This window comes from Streptomyces muensis, from assembly GCF_021474425.1.
GTDB classification, from domain to species: domain Bacteria; phylum Actinomycetota; class Actinomycetes; order Streptomycetales; family Streptomycetaceae; genus Streptomyces; species Streptomyces muensis.
In genome coordinates this window covers 105,772-124,492 of record NZ_JAKEIP010000003.1, presented here as the reverse complement: position 1 = coordinate 124,492, position 18,721 = coordinate 105,772, and the positions used below count along the sequence as shown (strand labels likewise).

Sequence of the window (18,721 nt, the reverse complement as noted above, 5' to 3'; positions counted from 1 at the left end):
GCCCTCCCCGTCCCCCCTGTCCCACCTGAACGGAGACGCGGCATGACCGCCGAACCGCTGCCGGAGCACCCGGACTTCCTCTGGCGCAACCCCGAACCGCGCTCCTCCTACGACGTCGTCATCGTCGGCGCGGGCGGACACGGCCTCGCCACCGCCTACTACCTCGCCAAGAACCACGGCATCACCAACGTGGCCGTACTGGAGAAGGGCTGGCTGGCCGGCGGCAACATGGCTCGCAACACCACGATCATCCGCTCCAACTACCTCTGGGACGAGAGCGCCGCGATCTACGAACACGCGCTCAAGCTGTGGGAGGGCCTGCCGGAGGAGCTGGAGTACGACTTCCTGTTCAGCCAGCGCGGCGTCCTCAACCTCGCCCACACCCTCCAGGACGTCCGCGAGGGCGTGCGCCGCGTCAACGCCAACAAACTCAACGGCGTCGACGCCGAATGGCTCGAACCGGACGAGGCCGCCGAGGTCTGCCCCATCCTCAACGTCTCACCCCGCACCCGCTATCCGGTCCTCGGCGGCACCTTCCAGCCCCGGGCCGGCATCGCCAAGCACGACCACGTCGCCTGGGCGCTGGCCCGCCGCGCCGACGAACTCGGCGTGGACCTGATCCAGGGCTGCGAGGTCACCGGCTTCCTCAAGGACGGCGACCGCGTCGTGGGCGTCGACACCAACCGGGGCCGCATCCACGCCGGCCGGGTCGGCCTCGCGGCCGCCGGGCACAGCAGTGTGCTGGCCGAGCGGGCGGGCGTACGGCTGCCGGTGCAGTCGCACCCGCTGCAGGCCCTGGTCTCCGAACTGCACGAGCCGGTCCACCCGACCGTCGTCATGTCGAACCACGTGCACGTCTACGTCTCCCAGGCACACAAGGGCGAGCTGGTGATGGGCGCGGGCGTCGACTCCTACAACGGATACGGCCAGCGCGGCTCCTTCCACGTCATCGAGCACCAGATGGCCGCTGCAGTCGAACTGTTCCCGGTCTTCGCGCGGGCGCATGTGCTGCGGACCTGGGGCGGAATCGTCGACGTCACCCCGGACGCCTCCCCGATCGTCTCCACCACGCCCGTCGAGAACCTCTACGTCAACTGCGGCTGGGGAACCGGCGGTTTCAAGGCCACCCCGGCCGCCGGCTGGACCTTCGCGCACACCATCGCCACGGGCGAACCGCACCCGCTGAACGCCCCCTTCGCCCTCGACCGTTTCCGGACGGGCGCGTTGATCGACGAACACGGCGCCGCCGCCGTGGCCCACTGAAGCCCGCCCGAGAGAAGGACACCGTGCTGCTGATCACCTGCCCATGGTGCGGCCCTCGCGACGAGACCGAGTACCACTACGGCGGACAGGCCCATGTGCCCTACCCCGAGACGCCCGCGGGCCTCACCGACGAGCAGTGGGCCGAGTACGTCTTCTACCGCGACAACCCCAAGGGCCCCTTCGCCGAGCGGTGGATGCACGGCACCGGCTGCCGCCGCTGGTTCAACGTCCTGCGCGACACCGCCACTCACGAGGTGCTCGCCTCCTACCGGCTCGACGAGCCACGCCCCGAACTGCCGCAGGCCGGAGGGAACCGATGACCGAGCAGCGCTTCCGGCTCCCACGCGGCGGCCGCATCGACCGCACCGCCGTGCTGCGGTTCACCGTCGACGGACGGGAACTGACCGGGCACCCCGGTGACACCGTAGCCTCCGCGATGCTGGCGAACGGCCTCGTCGAGGTCGCCCCGTCGCTCTACCGGGGCCGCCCGCGCGGCATCGTGGCCGCGGGTGTGGAGGAGCCCAACGCCCTGGTCCAGCTCGACGGTTCGTACTCGGAGGGCATGCTCCCGGCCACCACCGTGGAGCTCTACGACGGCCTGTCCGCCACCACCCTCTCCGGGATGGGCCGGCTCGACCCGACCCCCGACCCCGCCGTCTACGACAAGAAGTACGTCCACACCGACGTCCTCGTCGTCGGCGCCGGACCCGCCGGCCTCTCGGCCGCCGCCGCTGCCGCAGCCTCCGGCGCCCGCGTGATCCTCGTCGACGAACAGCCCGAGCCCGGTGCCTGGAAGCGCGCCGACGAACTGCGCGCGGTGCTCGACGCCGCGCCCGAGACCGTCGTACTGCACCGGACCACGGCCTTCGGGTCGTACGACGACAACTACGTGCTGGCACTGCAGCGGCGCACCGACCACCTCGGAGCCGACGCCCCGGCCGGCGTCTCACGGCAGCGGCTGTGGCACATCCGCGCCCGCCAGGTGATCCTGGCGACCGGTGCCCACGAACGCCCGCTGGTCTTCGCCGGGAACGACCGCCCCGGCGTGATGCTCGCCGGGGCCGTGCGCACCTACCTCGAACGGTACGCGGTGGCCCCCGGCTCGCGGGCCGTGGTGAGCACGACCAACGACAGCGCGTACGACACGGTCGCCGCCCTGCACGCCGCCGGGATCGACATCGCCGCCGTCGTGGACGCCCGCCCCGAACTGTCCCCGCGGGCCGCCGCGGTCATCCGCGCGACCGGGGTGCTGGTGCTGACCGGGAGCGCGGTGACCGACACCACGGGCGAGAGGCGGCTCGCCGGCGTCTCGGTCCGGTCGCTCGACACGGACGGCCTCACGGAGTCGTTCGCCTGCGATCTGCTCGCCGTCTCCGGCGGCTTCAGCCCCGTCGTCCATCTGCACAGCCAGCGGCAGGGACGGCTGCGCTGGGACGAGGAACTGGTCGCGTTCGTACCCGACGGCACCGTACGGGACCAGCAGGTCGTGGGCGCGGCGCGCGGGACGTACGACCTCGACGCCTGTGCGGCCGAAGGGGCGCGGGCCGGGGCGCTGGCCGCGACGCAGGCCGGGTTCCCGGTGCCCGTGCCGTCGGCCGACGGCGAGCGGCGCGCGTACGGGCCGGTGCGGGCGCTGTGGCTGGTGCCCGGCGACTCCTGGGAGACCCACTTCGTCGACCTCCAGCGCGATGTGAGCGTCGCCGACGTGCTGCGCTCGACCGGCGCCGGCATGCGCGGCGTCGAACACGTCAAGCGCTACACCTCGCTCGGCACGGCGAACGACCAGGGCAAGACGTCCGGCGTCAACGCGATCGGCGTGATAGCCGAGCTCCTCGGCGGCGCCCCGGGAGAGATCGGCACCACGGCCTACCGCGCGCCGTACACCCCCGTGGCCTTCGCCGCCCTCGCCGGACGGGAGCGCGGCGAGCTGTTCGACCCGGAGCGGACCACCTCCATCCACGGCTGGCATGTCGAGCAGGGCGCCGAGTTCGAGGACGTCGGCCAGTGGAAGCGCCCCCGGTACTACCCACGGCCCGGCGAGGACATGGACACCGCCGTGGCCCGCGAGTGCCGCGCCGCCCGCGAGAGCGTGGCCTTCATGGACGCCTCCACCCTCGGCAAGATCGAGATCTGGGGCACGGACGCCGGCGAGTTCCTCAACCGGATCTACACCAACGCCTTCAAGAAGCTGAAGCCCGGCACGGCCCGCTACGGCGTCATGTGCAAGCCCGACGGCATGATCTTCGACGACGGCGTGACCCTGCGCCTCGACGACGACCGCTACTTCATGACCACCACGACCGGCGGCGCCGCGGGCGTCCTGGACTGGCTGGAGGAGTGGCTGCAGACCGAGTGGCCCGAACTCGACGTGCACTGCACCTCGGTGACCGAACAGTGGGCGACCATCGCCGTCGTCGGCCCCAGGTCGCGCGAGGTCGTCGCCCATCTCGCCCCCGACATCGACCTGTCCGCCGAGGCGTTCCCCTTCATGGCCTTCCGCGAGACGACCCTGGCCTCCGGCATCCCGGCCCGGATCTGCCGGATCTCCTTCTCCGGCGAACTCGCCTACGAGATCAACGTCTGCGCCTGGTACGGCCGCACGGTCTGGGAGGAGGTGTACGCGATCGGACGGCCGTACGACATCACCCCGTACGGCACCGAGACCATGCACGTCCTGCGGGCCGAGAAGGGCTACATCATCGTCGGCCAGGACACCGACGGCACCGTCACCCCGCAGGACGCGGGCATGAGCTGGGTGGTCTCCAAGCAGAAGGACTTCATCGGCAAGCGGTCCTACTCCCGCCCCGACACCGCCCGCACCGACCGCAAGCAACTCGTCGGCCTGCTCCCGAGCGACCGCACGACCCGGCTGCCCGAGGGCACCCAACTCATCGCCCCGGAAGCCGACTTGGAGACCGTGCCGGTGCCGATGCTCGGTCACGTCACCTCCAGCTACCACAGCCCGGCCCTCGGCCGCCCCTTCGCCCTCGCCCTCGTGGCCGACGGGCGGGCGAGGATCGGCGAGACCCTGCTCGCCCCGGTGGGCGAGGCCCTGGTGCCCGTCGAGGTGGCCGACTTCGTCCTCTACGACCCGGAAGGGACCAAGCGCGATGGCTGAGCCGACGATCGACGGACGAGTGAGCCCGTTGGCGCACCTGGAAGAACGGATGCGAGCCGCCGCGGTCACCGGCGCCCGCGGCGTCACGCTCACCGAGCGGCCGTTCCTCACCATGGTGAACGTGCGCGTCGACCCCGCGTCGGAGACGGCCGACCGCATCGGGAAGGCCCTGGGCGCACCGCTCCCGCGCCAGTGCGGAGACACCGGCGCGGCCGGCCCCCACACCGCCGTCTGGCTGGGCCCGGACGAGTGGCTGGTGCTGTCCCGGGCCGAGGCGTCCGAGGTGACCGCCGAGCTGCGGGACGCCCTCGGCGGCGACCCGGGCTCGGTCGTGGACGTCTCCGCGAACCGCACCACGCTGGAGCTGAGCGGCCCGGCCGCCCGGCAGGTCCTGGAGAAGGGCTGCCCACTGGACCTGCATCCCCGGGCGTTCGGCTCCGGACGGGCGGTGTCGACCACGGTGGGCCCCGTCGCCGTACTCCTCTGGCAGGCCGACGACACACCGACGTACCGACTGTTCCCGCGCTCCTCGTTCGCCGACCACCTGGCGCGCTGGCTCATCGACGCGATGAGCGAGTACCACGGCCCGGAGGTGCCCTGATGTGCACGCCGGCGAACACCGGCGGCGGTGGACGCGGCCGCACGGTGGTCCTCCGGTAGCGCAGGGGCCCGCCATCCCGGCTTCCCGACCGGCGCGAGGGGGCAGACCTTCGGCGGAGGCGAACCCGATCGGAGAGGAAGACGATGGCCCCATCGGAACAGGAACCGGAACAGCAGGCCCAGCGGATCGGCATACCCGCCGAGTCCACCGCGGGCGAGACCAGGGTGGCGGCGACCCCGGCCACCGTGGCCCGGCTGGTCGCGCTGGGCTACCACGTGGTCGTGGAACCGGGGGCGGGGGAGCTGTCCCGCTTCTCCGACGCGGCCTACGAACAGGCGGGCGCCCGGCTCGGCGACCCCTGGCCGGCCGACATCGTGCTCAAGGTCAACGGCCCGTCGAGCGAGGAGATCGGACGGCTGCGCGACGGCACGACACTGATCGCGCTCATCGGCCCCGCTCACAACCCCGAACTGGTCGAGGAGCTGGCCCTGCGGACGATCACCGTCCTCGCCATGGACGCCGTACCGCGCATCTCGCGCGCCCAGTCCCTGGACGTCCTCAGCTCCATGGCGAACATCGCCGGATACCGGGCCGTCGTCGAGGCCGCCCACGCCTTCGGCCGGTTCTTCACCGGCCAGGTCACCGCCGCCGGCAAGGTGCCGCCCGCCAAGGTGCTCGTGGCCGGCGCCGGGGTGGCCGGACTCGCGGCGATCGGCGCGGCCCACAGCCTCGGCGCCGTGGTCCGCGCCACCGACCCCCGGCCCGAGGTCGCCGAGCAGGTGCGGTCGCTGGGCGGGGAGTTCCTCGAAGTACGGCCCGAACACGCCGAACTCGAGGTCAGCAGCGACGGATACGCCAAGGCCACCTCGGACGACTACAACCGGCTCGCCGCCCGGCTGTACGCCGAGCAGGCCGTCGACGTCGACATCATCGTCACCACCGCGCTCATCCCGGGCAGACCGGCACCCCGGCTCATCACCGCCGAGGACGTCGCGCGCATGAAACCCGGCAGCGTGATCGTCGACATGGCCGCCGCCCAAGGTGGCAACGTCGAGGGAACGGTCGCCGGAAAGGCCGTAGTCACCGACAACGACGTGACGATCATCGGCTACACCGACCTGCCCGGCCGGCTCCCCGCCCAGGCGTCCCAGCTGTACGGCACCAACCTCGTCAACCTGATGAAGCTGCTCACCCCCGGCAAGGACGGCCGACTGGTCCTCGACTTCGAGGACGTGGTGCAGCGTTCGATGACCGTGGTCCGCGACGGCGAGAAGACCTGGCCGCCGCCACCCGTACAGGTCTCCGCCGCGCCCGCTCAGACCCCCGCACAGGGCGGCCCGGAGCAGGCCGCGGCCCCGGACACCGAGACGAAGCCCGCCCGCTCAAGGCGGTCCGGATACGCCCTCGTCGGCGCCGGAGCCCTCGCGCTCTTCCTGGTGACCGCCTTCTCGCCACCCCAACTGATCGCCCACTTCACGGTCTTCGTCCTGGCGATCGTCATCGGCTTCTACGTCATCGGCCATGTGCACCACGCGCTGCACACCCCGCTGATGTCGGTCACCAACGCGATCTCCGGGATCGTCGTGGTCGGCGCGCTGCTCCAGATCGGGCACGGCAACACCGTGGTGACCGTGCTGTCGTTCGCCGCGATCCTGCTGGCGAGCATCAACGTCTTCGGCGGATTCGCCGTCACCCGCCGCATGCTCGGCATGTTCTCGAAGGGCTGATCACGGATGACCACCGCCACGGCCGCAGAGGCCGCATACGTCGTCGCCGCACTGCTGTTCATCCTCAGCCTCGCCGGACTCTCCCAGCACCGGACCTCCCGATCGGGGGTCGTGTGGGGCATCGCCGGCATGGTCATCGCCCTGGCCGCCACCGTCGGCCTCGCCTCGCGGTCCATCACCGTCACCGGGCTCGTGCTGATCGCCGTCGCCACGGCCGTCGGCGCGGGCATCGGACTGTGGCGTGCCCGGGTCGTCGAGATGACCGGCATGCCGGAACTGATCGCCATCATGCACAGCCTCGTCGGCCTCGCCGCCGCGTTCGTCGGCTGGAACGGCTACCTCGACGTCGACGCCGGAGGCCACACCGGGCAGGAGATCACCGGCTCGCTGCTGCGCATCCACCACGCCGAGGTGTTCATCGGCGTGTTCATCGGCGCCGTCACCTTCACCGGTTCCGTCGTCGCCTATCTGAAGCTGTCGGCCCGCATCAAGTCCCGGCCGCTCATGCTCCCCGGCCGACACGTCCTCAACCTGGGGGCGCTCGCCGCGTTCGCCGTCCTCACCGCGGCGTTCGTCGCGCGCCCCCACATGGGCCTGCTCATCGCGGTCACCGTGGTGGCACTCGCCCTCGGCGCCCACCTGGTCGCCTCCATCGGAGGCGGCGACATGCCGGTGGTCGTCTCGATGCTCAACAGCTACTCCGGCTGGGCCGCCGCCGCCTCCGGCTTCCTCCTCGCCAACAACCTGCTCATCGTCACCGGCGCACTCGTCGGCTCCTCCGGCGCCTACCTGTCGTACATCATGTGCAAGGCGATGAACCGCTCCTTCCTCTCGGTGATCGCGGGCGGCTTCGGCGGCGAGACCGCGGTGGCGAGCGACGGCGCCGACCAGGGGGAGCACCGGGAGATCAGCGCGGAGGAGACCGCCGAACTCCTCCAGGACGCCTCCTCGGTGATCATCACCCCGGGATACGGGATGGCCGTCGCCCAGGCCCAGTACCCGGTCGCGGAGTTGGCGCGCAAGCTGCGCGAGCGCGGGGTCGACGTGCGCTTCGGCATCCACCCCGTCGCCGGCCGGCTGCCCGGGCACATGAACGTGCTGCTCGCCGAGGCCAACGTGCCGTACGACATCGTGCTGGAGATGGACGAGATCAACGACGACTTCGCCGCCACCTCCGTCGTCCTGGTCATCGGCGCCAACGACACCGTCAACCCGTCCGCCGCCGAGGACCCGGCCAGTCCCATCGCCGGAATGCCGGTCCTGCACGTGTGGCAGGCCGCCCAGGTCGTCGTCTTCAAACGCTCCATGGCGACCGGGTACGCGGGCGTGCAGAACCCGCTGTTCTTCCGCGAGAACAGCCAGATGCTCTTCGGTGACGCCAAGCAACGCGTCGAGGACATCCTGCGCAGCCTCGACGCCACCGCGGCGCCGGTCCCGGCCATGGTCGGCACGAACCGCTGACCGTCGGCCGACGGCCCGCTGTTCCCGCCGTCCGCCGGGAAGACCCGGCGGACGGCACGCCCCGCGGGACGGCACGCCCGTGAATCCCTGCCACTTCACCTGAAAGCATGACGAGCACGGACGTACATCGAGAGAGCGCGATCCGCGGCCGCGTCGGCGTCGGTACGTTGGCGTGGTGCGGCGGATCGGGGAGTTCACCGTGGAACGGCGCCTCGGCGCCGGCGGTATGGGGGTCGTGTATCTGGCGCGCAGCGCGGGCGGGCGGCGGGTGGCGCTGAAGGTGATCAGGCCCGAGTACGCCGACGAGCCGCACTTCCGGGCCCGGTTCCGGCGTGAAGTGGCCGCGGCCCGCAAGGTGAGCGGGGCGTTCACCGCGCCCGTCGTGGACGCCGACCCGGATGGCGACCCGCCCTGGCTGGCCACGCAGTACGTCGTCGGCGACGCACTGGACGCCCGAGTGCGCTCCGGCGGCCCGCTGCCACCGGCCGAAGTCGTAAGGCTGGCAGGGCAGTTGGCGGAGGCGCTGCGGGACATCCACCGGCAGGGCCTCGTGCACCGGGACCTGAAACCCGCCAACGTCCTCCTCGCCGACGACGGCGTACGCGTCATCGACTTCGGCATCGCGCGTTCCGTCACCCAGAGCCGGGCCCTGACCCGCAGCGGCGCCATGGTGGGCACCCCGGCCTTCATGGCGCCCGAACAGCTGACCGCGACCCGGGCCGTCTCCCCGGCGACCGACGTGTTCGCGCTCGGCGGCGTCCTGGCCTACGCCGCGCTGGGCCGCAGCCCCTTCGAGGACCCCGGGGCGGCGGGCCTGGAGCCGATCGCGGTCGCCTTCGCGGTCGTGCACACGGAGCCGGACCTCACCGGCCTCCCGGACGTGCTGCGCGCACTGGTGTCCCGCTGTCTGGCCAAGGACCCGGCCCGGCGACCCGACCTGGAGGAGGTGCTGCGCCTGGCGTCCCGCGCGGGTCAGGGCATCGTCGAGGCCGACGCGGCGACCACACCGGTACGACCCCGGCGGACCGGCCGGACCGCCCTCGCCGCGCTCGCCGTACTCGCCTCCCTGCTGCTGCCGGCCGAACTGCCACCGTCGGTGTCCTCGACGGTCCTGCCCTGCGCCGACGGACTGACCGCCATCGGCGACGGCCGCATGCGCAGATGTGTCGGACTACTCGCCCCCGCCGCGTCGCCCGCGCTGCTGCGCCGTTCCTCGAGCCGGCTCGTCGCACCGGTGCTGGAGCGGATCGCCGCCGAGAACCGCCGGGTCCAGGCGGCCGCGGCCACACCGGGCGGGCGCCCCCAGGTGGCGATGGTGTATCTAACGCCCATCACCGAGGAGTTCGACGGCAGGGCCGGGATGGAGGCGGTGCGGCGCGATCTGGAAGGCGCCCACTTCGCCCAGCTCAGGATCAACCGGAAGGCGGCCGGCCCGGACGGCGGCGCCGCGGTCCGGCTGCTGTTCGGCCAGACCGGGGGCACCGCCGACCAGCGCAACCACACCGTCGGACAGGTGCTCGGCGCCCGGCGCGCCCAGCGGGTGGTGGCGGCGCTCGGCCTCGGCGGCTCCACCGCCGCCAGCCAGGACATGGTCGAGGAGCTGACGGCCGGCGGCCTGCCCGCGTTCGGTTCCGTCCTGACCGCCGACTCCTGGGCCGCCGTTCCCGGCCTGGCCCGGGTCGCACCCGCCAACGCCGACCAGGCGGCGGCCGCCGTACGCCATCTGTCGACCGGCGCGCAGGCCCGCGCCCGGATCCTCTTCGTGCAGGACATCGCCCCCGGGGACCAGTACACCAGCACCCTCGCCCAGCAGTTCCGCGACCGCATGCCCGCTCGTCGCCTCGTCCACGGCGAACCCACCCTGTTCGACTCCTCACGGCCCGGCCCGATCGACTTCCGCGCCGAACTCGCGGACGTGTGCCGGGTGAAGCCGGACGTCGTCTACTTCGCGGGCCGGGGCACCACGCTGCCGCACCTCCTGACCGCCCTCGCCGCACGCGACTGCCGCGGCCACCGGATCACGGTGATGTCCGGCGACGACACCATGATGGTCCGGCACACGAACGGCTTCGACGCCCGCGAACTGGCCCGCGCCCTCGGCAAGGGCGGGATCGACCTGCTCTACACCGGCCTCGCCCACCCCGGAGCGTGGCAGGTGACACCGGAGGCCTTCGACCCCGACCTCGTCGCGCCCTTCCGGGACGGCACGTTCGACGACACCTTCCCGCACGGCGACCTGGAGGACGGCCGGGCGATCATGATGCACGACGCGCTGCTCACCGCCGCGCAGGCGGTACGCGCCACCCCCGCCGTCCCGAACCCCACCGTCACCGACGTCTACCGCACCCTGTCCCGCCTGCGGAACCTGGGGCCACTGCCGGGCGCGAGCGGCTGGATCGCCCTCGGAAACGACGGCGCCCCCGCGGACAAGGCGATCCCGGTCCTCCGGATCACTCCCGACGGCCGTACCACCGCCGTCACGGTCACGTCGGCCGACGGCTCACCACAGGCGAAGGGCGACGGCGGCGGCGATTAGGCTCCCGCCCATGAGTGAGGCAGACAGAGGCGCCGGACGACGAGTCGTCGACGGGCGCTTCGAGTTGGAGGCCCGCCTCGGCGGCGGGGGGATGGGCACGGTCTGGCGGGCCAGGGACCTGGCGCTGCACAGGCTGGTGGCGGTCAAGGAGGTCCGCCCGCCCGACCGGGACCTCGCCGAATACGATCCGGACGGCGCGCGGATGCTGCGCGAGAGGGTGCTGCGCGAGGCCAGGGCCCTGGCCCGGATCGACCACCCGAACGTCGTGACCGTCCACCACATCGTGGACGGCGGCGAGGGCACCTACCCCTGGATCGTGATGGAACTGGTCACCGGCGGCTCCCTCGCCGACCGGCTGGCCCGGGGCCCGATGCCGCCGCACGAGGCGGCCGGGCTGGGGCGGGGCGTGCTGGCCGCCCTGACCGCCGCGCACGACGCCGGCATCCAGCACCGGGACGTGAAACCCGCCAACGTGCTGCTGCGGCCCGACGGACGTCCCGTCCTCACCGACTTCGGCATCGCCGCGATCCGCGAGGCGACCAGCCTCACCGCCACCGGCTCCATCATCGGCACGGCCGACTTCATGGCGCCGGAACGCGTCTCGGGGCACGAGGGCGGATCCGCCTCCGACCTGTGGTCGCTGGCGATGATGCTGTACGCCGCCGTGGAGGGCCACCACCCGCTGCGCCGCGGCACCACCCTGGCCACCCTCGCCGCGGTCCTCCACGACGACGTGCCGCCACCGGTGCAGGCCGGCCCCCTGGGCGATGTCCTGATGAGCGTGCTCGTGAGGGACGCGTCGGCGCGGCCGTCCGCCGCCGTGCTGGACACGAGGCTGGCGGAAGTCGAGTCAGGGACGGCCGGACCGGCGGTGCGGGAGGAGCCCACCTCCTATCCGCTGCACCCACCGTCCGCCCTCACCGCGTCAGGGTCGGCACCGGTCCCTTCAAGGCCCGGGCAGCACCCCGCCCAGCCGGTGACCGCACCCGCTCGGGCGGAACGCCGACGCATACCCGGCCGGGCCGCCGCACTGAGCCTCTCGGGCACCTCGCTCGCGGGCGCCCTTGTCCTGCTGTGGTGGCTGGTGCCCTTCGGAGGCGGCACCGGCGACAAGGACGCGGGCGGCCCCTCGTCCTCCACCACGTCGGCTCCCGACACCACGTTGGGTCCGAAGCCGACGCTCTCACCGACCGGCGCCGCCCCGGCCGCCCAGAAGTCGAAGGAGCCGGCGAGCGGTTCCCTGCTCACCCCGGACGGCATCCGCACAGCCGTCAAGGCACTCACGGAGGACACCGGCCGGGACATGTTCGGCGACTTCACCGTCTACCCGGACTACGTGTCGGCCCGGCTGATGGTCGACGGCAGCGACTCGGCGTACGACTCCTACACCTACCGCCCCGGCGAAGGCGTGAAGAAGGGCATCATCAACGGCACCCTGATGGGGGGAGACCAGCCCGTCAGCCTTGACCACTTCAACTGGGACCGGGTTCCCGCGCTCTTCGAGGAGGCGGAGAAGAAGCTCAACGTCAAAGACCCGGAACTGCGCTACATGATGGTGCGACAGCCCGACGACATCTTCGACACCCCGGCCGGAATGGCCTTCTACCTGACCGACTCCCACGGGCGGGCGGGCTATCTGGAGGCGGACACCGACGGGAAGGTGACCCGTGTGATGCCCGCGGAGGACTGACGCACACGCTGCACGGCAGGCCGGGACGGGCCTGCTCGGTTGGATCACCGTCTGTTTCAGGTGTAGCGGCGCAGGACGAGGCGGCGTCGGCCGTTCTCCTCGAGTACGTCGGATTCCACCTCGTAGCCGTTGTCCTCGGCGTAGCGCAGGGCGGCGGTGTGGCCGTAGGCGCGGGCGAGGCGGGTCAGCCATGGCTGGTCGTAGCGGGACCTGTCGTACTCGCTGATGATCGCCTCGAAGGTGCCGTCGTCGCGTCGGCGGAAGCCGATGTCGTTGCTGGCGCCGCCGATGTGCGCGCGGCGGATGACGACTTCGGCGCGCTCCGGACGGGCGTCGCCCTGGTAGCCGTAGAGGGTCTGCGGGGTGTCGTGGGTCTCGACGGTGGTGAAGCCGAGGGCGGCAAGGGCCTGGACGAGAAGCTCGGGGTCGCGCAGTGCGGTACGGACGCGGGTGAAGTGGGACACGGGACTCCTCGGATGTCGTGACGGGAGTGGCGGCGCCGTGTGGTCACGCCAGGCGGACGACCGGCTGCCGGTCCAGTACCAGCGTGTGGCGGCGCAGGTCGTAGGCGCTGACGGTGAGGCGTTTGTGGGCGTCGATGCGGAATTCGAGGCGGAAGCGGTCCTCTCCGGCCGTGGCGGGAGGGTCGGCGACCAGGAAGGTGGGACTGTCCTCGTTGAGCCAGAGCATGGACCGCTGCTGGCGCTGTTGCGGAGTGACGGCCACGGTGCGGGCGCCGCCGCCGGCGTCGAAGGCGATCTCCAGTTCGGCGCCGGCGTCCCGGTAGGTGGCGTGCGCGAGTTCGTAGACGGCAAGTCCGAGCCTGCGCTGCATTTCGTGCACCGCCCTGACGGTGAGCGTCCGGACCGGTTCCTCGGTGGGGTAGGGGGTCCCGGCCTCCACCAGGGTCTCGAACTCGTAGGCGCCGGTGTCGTGGTCGACGTGCCGGATGGCGTAGTCGTGCTGGATGTGGTCGAACAGCTCGCTGCCTCCGGCGATTCCGGCCGCGCCCGCCGCGACCGCTTCCAGCGGCCGGTCCAGGTGCACCACGTCGGGATCGAAGTACAGATGCACCAGGGCCTGCACGGCGGGAATCAGGCAGCTGCCGCCGACGAGGAAGACGCCCCGGATGTCCTCGGTGCCGAAGCCGCGGGTGCCGGCCAGGTCCAGACAGGAGCGCAGGGCCTGGTTGATCCGGCGCAGTACGCCCTTGTCGTGCAGCAGCGCGTCGAACTCGCCGCGGGTGACGGTGACCTGGTGGGTACGGTCGGTCCGGGCGTCAGCGGCGCGGATGAGCGCGCGTTCGGCGGTGGCCAGTTCTCTCTTGGCCTGTTCGGCGGAGGCCAGGAGGCGGCGGAAGACCTGGTTGCGGCCGATCTGGTCGCCGTGCGGCAGGCCGATGTGGCCGATGGCGTGTTCGGCGAGGAGCGCGTCGATGGTGTTGCCGCCCAGGTCCAGGCCCCGCTTGGCGATCGTGCGCACCCCGGCGCCGGACCCGGCAGCGTCCGGTTCCTGCACGCGGACGACGGAGACGTCCAGAGTGCCCGCCCCGAAGTCGATCACGGCGAAGGCATCGCCGGGATTCAGCCGGGCGCTGTAGCCGACGGCGGCCGCGGTGGCCTCGTCGACGACGCGCAGGCGGGCGGTGGGCAGTCCTTCGCGGACTTCCCGCACGAGCCAGTCGCGGTAGCCGTCGAAGGACTCCACGGGCGCGGTGGCGACGATCTCCAGGTCGTCGTCCTCGATGGTGAGCACGGCCAGCGCCATGACGTCGCCGAGGAACCGGGTGGCCGCCTCCCGACCCGTGATCTTGCGGTCGCCGACGGGGCGGGCGGCGTCGTAGGCGTGTCCGCAGACGTTGCTCTTCGTGGACGCGAAGACGGTGAAGGCGCGGTCCTCGTGCATCTCGGGGCCGACCTGGGCGCCGAGGCGGCGCGTGGTGCCGTCCTGGGCGTAGGCGATGAGGGAGGGCACCACGCGCTGGGTGGGGCCGGGGCCCGCCTCGCGCAGTACGTCGATGCCCGGCAGCGGAACGGGGACGCCGCGGCCCGCCTCGTGGTCCCAGCCCGCCACGACGGTGTTGGCGGTGCCGAAGTCGATGCCGATACGGGTGGTCATGCGTCTCCTTCACGTTCCTGAAGCTCGCCCAACTCGATCTCGTGGTCGCCCGGAACCGCCGATGCCGCCCTCTCGCCGATCCCGACGTCGTGCCGGAAGCGGTGTTCCAGGCACGTCCGCAGCAGTCCCAACGCCTGCCGGGACAAGTCGTTCAGGATCGGGTTCTCCATCACCGCGATCACCTTCGTCAGGTCCCGGTGGCTCATCACGCCCATGGGGCTGGCGACGAAGGGACGAAGGGCGAGGGCGGTCAGGACGTAGACGTCGACGGTGCCCTCTTCCAGGCCACCCACCGCCAGCAGGTCTCCCCTCGGCGACACCCGTGCGCAACGCGCCCTGGCACGGGGGATGTCGGGGTGCAGGGGGACCTGCTCGGACACGGGGTCTTCGGGCGCGGGCGTGTCAGGCGTCGGCGGCATGTCGAGGATCTTGAGATGCGTTCCGGTGACGGCGAGGAACCGGTCCAGGGCGGGGGACCAGGCAAGGTGGAGCAGGGGTGGCCAGTGCTGCTTCCAGGGGGAGATCGTGACCGGTGCCCGCGAGGTGGTGAGAGGTTCATGCCACAGGTGCAGGGCACCGGAGTCGGTGGCGCAGACAATGGCGGAAGGCGAGATGGCCACCTGCCGCATGCTGTGACGAAGGATCAAAGGGGGAACGAGCTTGTTCACAGCGGAGTTGGCGAGGTCGGCGACGACGACCCTGCTGTCCGCGTCGGCCACTGCGATCAGCCGCCCCCGTGCATCGACCGCCGACGCTCTCGGAGCACCGATGTCCACCATCCCGCGCAGCAGCCCGCTGTCGGTGACAAGCCCACCGGAGCGGCCGACGAACACCCCCCAACGGGGCCGCTCTTCGGGGTCTCTGGCGGTCACCATGAAGGCACGGTCACCGGCGATGCGCTGCACGACGCGCACTTCTCTGGCCCGGGTGGCGAGGGCCACTGTGCCGCTCCGGCCGGCGTAGTGGATCTGCTGGCGCAGCACGACGACCATGGCGTCGGAGCCCAGGTGCGCGATCAGCTCCGCCGGATGCGGCAGGCCGCCCTCCAGCCACACCGGCGCCAAGTCGCGGAGATCCAGGATCCCGAAGCAATGTCCATTGCCTTGCCCACCGCCTTGCCCACCGCCTTGGCCACTGCCGTGGCCAGTGCCTCGTCCGGCGAAAGCGAGCTGTGTGCCGTCAGGGGCGAAGTCGAGAGCGCCGACCGCGATCGGCTCCCCGTCGGGGCCGGCCGGCCGGATCCGGGTGCCGGGAATGGCGCTGAGCGGATCCGCGCCGGCCAGGGTGTCCACGAACCGGGCGACGGCCTGCGGGTCCGCGGCACGCAGCGCTTCGAACACGCGGCGGTCGTCCTCGCCGGACGGCCGCCAGTCACCGAACTCGTCGACCGTCCGAACCGCTTCGGGCAGCGGCATCTGCAGCGTGAGCGACCACAGCTGGTCCCAGTCGCGCCGATCCGCCAACCGCTCGACGAGATACCTACGTTCATGCTCGGTGAGGGAGGTGAAGTCCCCCTGCCGGGTACCCTGCCCCGCCAGCACGTGCAGCACATCGAGGACGCCGAGGCCGCTCATCGCGGCCCGCAGCGCCGAGCGCTCCTCGTCGGACGCTCCCCGGTAGCCGAGCGCCAGGAGCGAGCCGTCGGGATCCAGCGCCCGATACTGGTCCGGCTGCCCGGTACGTACGAAGAACACGGCGCGCTGGACCTGGTCGGCGGGCGCGAGGTGGTGCTCGGCGCAGAAGGCCGCCGTATCGGGCGAGTTCAGCGCTGCCGCGCAGAACAGGTCGATGGTCTCGGGGGCGTCGATCGTCTCGTGGGCACCCGGCGTGAGCAGCCGGGCCCGGGCACGCTCTCCGATCGGGTGGTCGAAGCGGAGGGCGGCGTCGACGAGCACGCCTGCTTCCAGGGGCACGTCGTCGCCGAGTGCCAGGCGGCTGAGGGAGCGAACCCGGGGCTCGGAGATCGTCGGGGCGGGCCCCCAGCGCTCCAGCAGCGACCACAATCCGGAACCGTGCCCTTCGAGCCAGTCCGACCAGGCGGCGTCAAGGAGGAAGGCTGGTACGGGTGTGGGACTCTCCGGGAGCCCCGCCACGAGCCCCGCCACGAGAGGAGAGGTCCACCGCTGCGGGGATGGTCCGGACACCGAGGGCATCAGCCACGACCGGAACACAGCCTCCTGGCCGTGGGTCTTCATCACGCGGGCGACGGTGCGCAGGGCGACGGTGCGCAGGGCCGCCCCGGGCGCACCGCGATCCGCCGCGCGCAACACGACACCGAGGGCCGGGCGGCCCAGCCGGGAGCGCGGGCCGACCCGCAGCCGCAGCACCAGTACGGCGGTCCGCACACGCATCGGGCTCACTGCCTCCCGTCCTCGCCGAGGGCGATGTCGTGCGGCCCGCCGGAGGGGCCGGAGCCCGTGGCGCCGAGGGCGATGTCGCTGCCGAAGCGGTCGGTGAGACAGGTCGAGAGCAGGTCGAGTGCTTGCTGTACGTCGGCGGCGCCGATCCTGTTCCGCAGGTCCCGGAGCCGCCGGACGTCCGCGGGCGTGGCGTGCCGCAGGGGGAGCTCCAGGAGTTCGCGGGCAGAGGGGAGGTGGGGGCTGTGCACTTCGAAGCCCCCGGGACTGGCGTCGAGACTCGTGACGAACATGTCCTGTCCTGGGGACACGGCGAGGAGACGGCGCAGTGTCCGCCCGACGTGGTCTTCGGGGCGGCGTTGCAACCAGGGCACGTCAGGGTCGATCCAGCGCCCCTCGGCCGAGTGGACGCGGGCGGCGAAAGCGTCGTCCAGGACGTGCCCGCGCCACTCCTCCAGCGGCCACCGCTTCCGGATCGGGCCCCGATGGTGGCCGGTGAGGCGCGGCGGGCCGTGCGGAGGGAACTCCCAGATACGGGTCGGCTGTTCGTCGGGCGAGCTCGTTCTGTGATGCACCGCCAGTGAGTTCGGGGACATGAAGGAGAGCGCGGGCCCGAATCGGGGTGATTCCCAGGGAATCGGCATCACGTGCAGCAGATCGCCGTCCTCGTTCGCCACGAAGACCTGATTCCCCGAGCAGAACGCGACGAGCCGGTCCGCCGGAAGGGTGGTGAGACCGCCCGAGAGCTCGCTGTGGTCGGGTGGGCGGTGCGTCGCGCGCGCTCCGAACCGCGGCATCGGCCGCAATCTCAGATCCCGTGCGGCGCGGTCGACGAAGGCGAGCCCCTCGGGACTGATCATCACCGCACCGCCGCTCGCCCTTCGCATGACCGACAAGGGGGTCGGCGGTCCGACGGCCTCGTCATCGGGCGTGACCCGGACAATCCGGTGAAGGTCCTTGCTCGTCTTCAGCCTGACCAGGATCTCGTCGCCGAGGTGCAGGACCGAATCGCCGATGTCCCTGTCGGTCAGGACGTTTCCGGTGAAGGCGCGGGTGACGGATCCGGTGCCGATCCGGAGGGTGTCCACACGGAGCTCCCTGATCCTGATCCGCTTCAACGGCCGGTAGCGCAAGGCCAGTTCGGTGGTGTCCGGCGAGAACGACGCGCCCTCGAAGGACGCGGTGACGTCATGCCTGACCAGTCGAAGCCGTGGCAGCCGTTCTACGAGGGCCCGGAGCTGTGCCGGCGACGGCACGGACGCCGACGCCAGCAGCTTCGCCGCCCCGGTTCCGCGCTCCCCGGCGGGCAGCAGCCGGGCCGCCGCGGCCGCCTTGGCCAGGGGGAGGTCGCGGACGAGGTCGCGTAGTTCGTCCCAGCGGTGGTGCTCGGCCAGTTGGTGGCCGAGGTAGTCGAGTTCGTCGTACGACATCTCGGCGAGCCGGTCTCGCTGCTCACCGGTGACCACCACCCGGATCACCTCGGTGTCGCCGTCGACGGCCAGGAGTGTCCGCAGCCGCTCGCGCGTCTCGGAAGTGGCCGCGCGATAGGCCAGGGCCAGCAAGGCGCCGTCGGGATCGAGAGCCCGGTACTGAGCCTTCTGGCCGATCAGGACCAGGTAGGCGGCGCGGTCGGCGGGCTCCGCCGGTGCCGCAGCCAGAAGGTCCAGCACGTCCGCGTCCGTCAACTCGGCCGTCCGTACGGCCTCCTGGGCCGCCGCGTCCCCGGCCTCGCAGGCGTTCACCAGTCGCCGCCAGGCGCGCCGGGCGCGCCGCCCGCGGGAGCCGTCGTCCCGCCGCACACCGGCGCGCTCGGCCAACCGGGCCGCCTCCTGTGCCTGGACCGCCTTCAC

12 protein-coding genes are annotated in these 18,721 nt (G+C 72.1%); 8 read left to right on the top strand and 4 right to left on the bottom strand.

Annotated features, from left to right (window positions below):
- The first annotated feature begins 42 nt into the window (after positions 1 to 42).
- The 8 genes from L0P92_RS01635 to L0P92_RS01600 all read left to right on the top strand — a co-directional run bounded on the left by L0P92_RS01635 (position 43) and on the right by L0P92_RS01600 (position 12,396).
- The gene (locus L0P92_RS01635; protein WP_234760558.1) at positions 43 to 1,263 is read left to right on the top strand and encodes a sarcosine oxidase subunit beta family protein; all 1,221 of its coding nucleotides are present in this window, start codon (positions 43 to 45) and stop codon (positions 1,261 to 1,263) included.
- Between the two features lie 23 nt (positions 1,264 to 1,286).
- Positions 1,287 to 1,583, top strand: a complete 297-nt coding sequence (locus L0P92_RS01630; RefSeq protein ID WP_234760557.1) for a sarcosine oxidase subunit delta — start codon at positions 1,287 to 1,289, stop codon at positions 1,581 to 1,583.
- On the top strand, positions 1,580 to 4,381 hold the full coding sequence (locus tag L0P92_RS01625) for a sarcosine oxidase subunit alpha family protein (protein WP_234760556.1): 2,802 nt from the start codon (positions 1,580 to 1,582) through the stop codon (positions 4,379 to 4,381). Before L0P92_RS01630 ends, L0P92_RS01625 begins: the two co-directional genes overlap by 4 nt.
- Positions 4,374 to 4,982 carry a sarcosine oxidase subunit gamma gene (locus L0P92_RS01620; protein WP_234760555.1) on the top strand — a complete coding sequence of 203 codons (609 nt, stop codon included), beginning with the start codon at positions 4,374 to 4,376 and terminating at the stop codon, positions 4,980 to 4,982. Before L0P92_RS01625 ends, L0P92_RS01620 begins: the two co-directional genes overlap by 8 nt.
- Positions 4,983 to 5,125: 143 nt before the next feature.
- Complete coding sequence (locus tag L0P92_RS01615; RefSeq protein ID WP_234760554.1) at positions 5,126 to 6,709, top strand: Re/Si-specific NAD(P)(+) transhydrogenase subunit alpha; 1,584 nt, start codon at positions 5,126 to 5,128, stop codon at positions 6,707 to 6,709.
- Between the two features lie 6 nt (positions 6,710 to 6,715).
- Positions 6,716 to 8,170, top strand: coding sequence for a Re/Si-specific NAD(P)(+) transhydrogenase subunit beta (gene pntB / locus L0P92_RS01610; protein WP_234760553.1), 1,455 nt, complete (start codon positions 6,716 to 6,718; stop codon positions 8,168 to 8,170).
- Positions 8,171 to 8,345: 175 nt separating this feature from the next.
- Positions 8,346 to 10,706 (top strand): bifunctional serine/threonine-protein kinase/ABC transporter substrate-binding protein, encoded by a 2,361-nt coding sequence (locus L0P92_RS01605; protein ID WP_308289593.1) that lies wholly within the window; start codon positions 8,346 to 8,348, stop codon positions 10,704 to 10,706.
- A gap of 10 nt (positions 10,707 to 10,716) precedes the next feature.
- The gene (locus L0P92_RS01600) at positions 10,717 to 12,396 is read left to right on the top strand and encodes a serine/threonine-protein kinase (protein WP_234760552.1); all 1,680 of its coding nucleotides are present in this window, start codon (positions 10,717 to 10,719) and stop codon (positions 12,394 to 12,396) included.
- 56 nt (positions 12,397 to 12,452) lie between these two features.
- On the opposite strand, the gene L0P92_RS01595 is transcribed toward L0P92_RS01600, so the two are convergent.
- Genes L0P92_RS01595 through L0P92_RS01580 form a run of 4 tightly spaced genes read right to left on the bottom strand, consistent with a single transcriptional unit; the run spans position 12,453 to position 18,721 of the window.
- On the bottom strand, positions 12,453 to 12,860 hold the full coding sequence (locus tag L0P92_RS01595) for a DUF1257 domain-containing protein (RefSeq protein WP_234760551.1): 408 nt from the start codon (positions 12,858 to 12,860) through the stop codon (positions 12,453 to 12,455).
- A gap of 43 nt (positions 12,861 to 12,903) precedes the next feature.
- Complete coding sequence (locus tag L0P92_RS01590; RefSeq protein WP_234760550.1) at positions 12,904 to 14,514, bottom strand: Hsp70 family protein; 1,611 nt, start codon at positions 14,512 to 14,514, stop codon at positions 12,904 to 12,906.
- On the bottom strand, positions 14,511 to 16,874 hold the full coding sequence (locus L0P92_RS01585; RefSeq protein ID WP_234760549.1) for a WD40 repeat domain-containing protein: 2,364 nt from the start codon (positions 16,872 to 16,874) through the stop codon (positions 14,511 to 14,513). The genes L0P92_RS01590 and L0P92_RS01585 overlap by 4 nt, the downstream gene beginning before the upstream one ends.
- Positions 16,871 to 18,721 (bottom strand): hypothetical protein, encoded by a 1,851-nt coding sequence (locus L0P92_RS01580; RefSeq protein WP_234760548.1) that lies wholly within the window; start codon positions 18,719 to 18,721, stop codon positions 16,871 to 16,873. The genes L0P92_RS01585 and L0P92_RS01580 overlap by 4 nt, the downstream gene beginning before the upstream one ends.

What these genes read in the sequence shown, in the direction of transcription:
- pntB (WP_234760553.1), top strand. Translation starts at nt 6,716, where the DNA reads ATGACCACCGCCACGGCCGCAGAGGCCGCATACGTCGTCGCCGCACTG.
- L0P92_RS01625 (WP_234760556.1), top strand. Translation starts at nt 1,580, where the DNA reads ATGACCGAGCAGCGCTTCCGGCTCCCACGCGGCGGCCGCATCGACCGC.
- L0P92_RS01615 (WP_234760554.1), top strand. Translation starts at nt 5,126, where the DNA reads ATGGCCCCATCGGAACAGGAACCGGAACAGCAGGCCCAGCGGATCGGC.
- L0P92_RS01620 (WP_234760555.1), top strand. Translation starts at nt 4,374, where the DNA reads ATGGCTGAGCCGACGATCGACGGACGAGTGAGCCCGTTGGCGCACCTG.
- L0P92_RS01600 (WP_234760552.1), top strand. Translation starts at nt 10,717, where the DNA reads ATGAGTGAGGCAGACAGAGGCGCCGGACGACGAGTCGTCGACGGGCGC.
- L0P92_RS01590 (WP_234760550.1), bottom strand. Translation starts at nt 14,514, where the DNA reads ATGACCACCCGTATCGGCATCGACTTCGGCACCGCCAACACCGTCGTG.
- L0P92_RS01635 (WP_234760558.1), top strand. Translation starts at nt 43, where the DNA reads ATGACCGCCGAACCGCTGCCGGAGCACCCGGACTTCCTCTGGCGCAAC.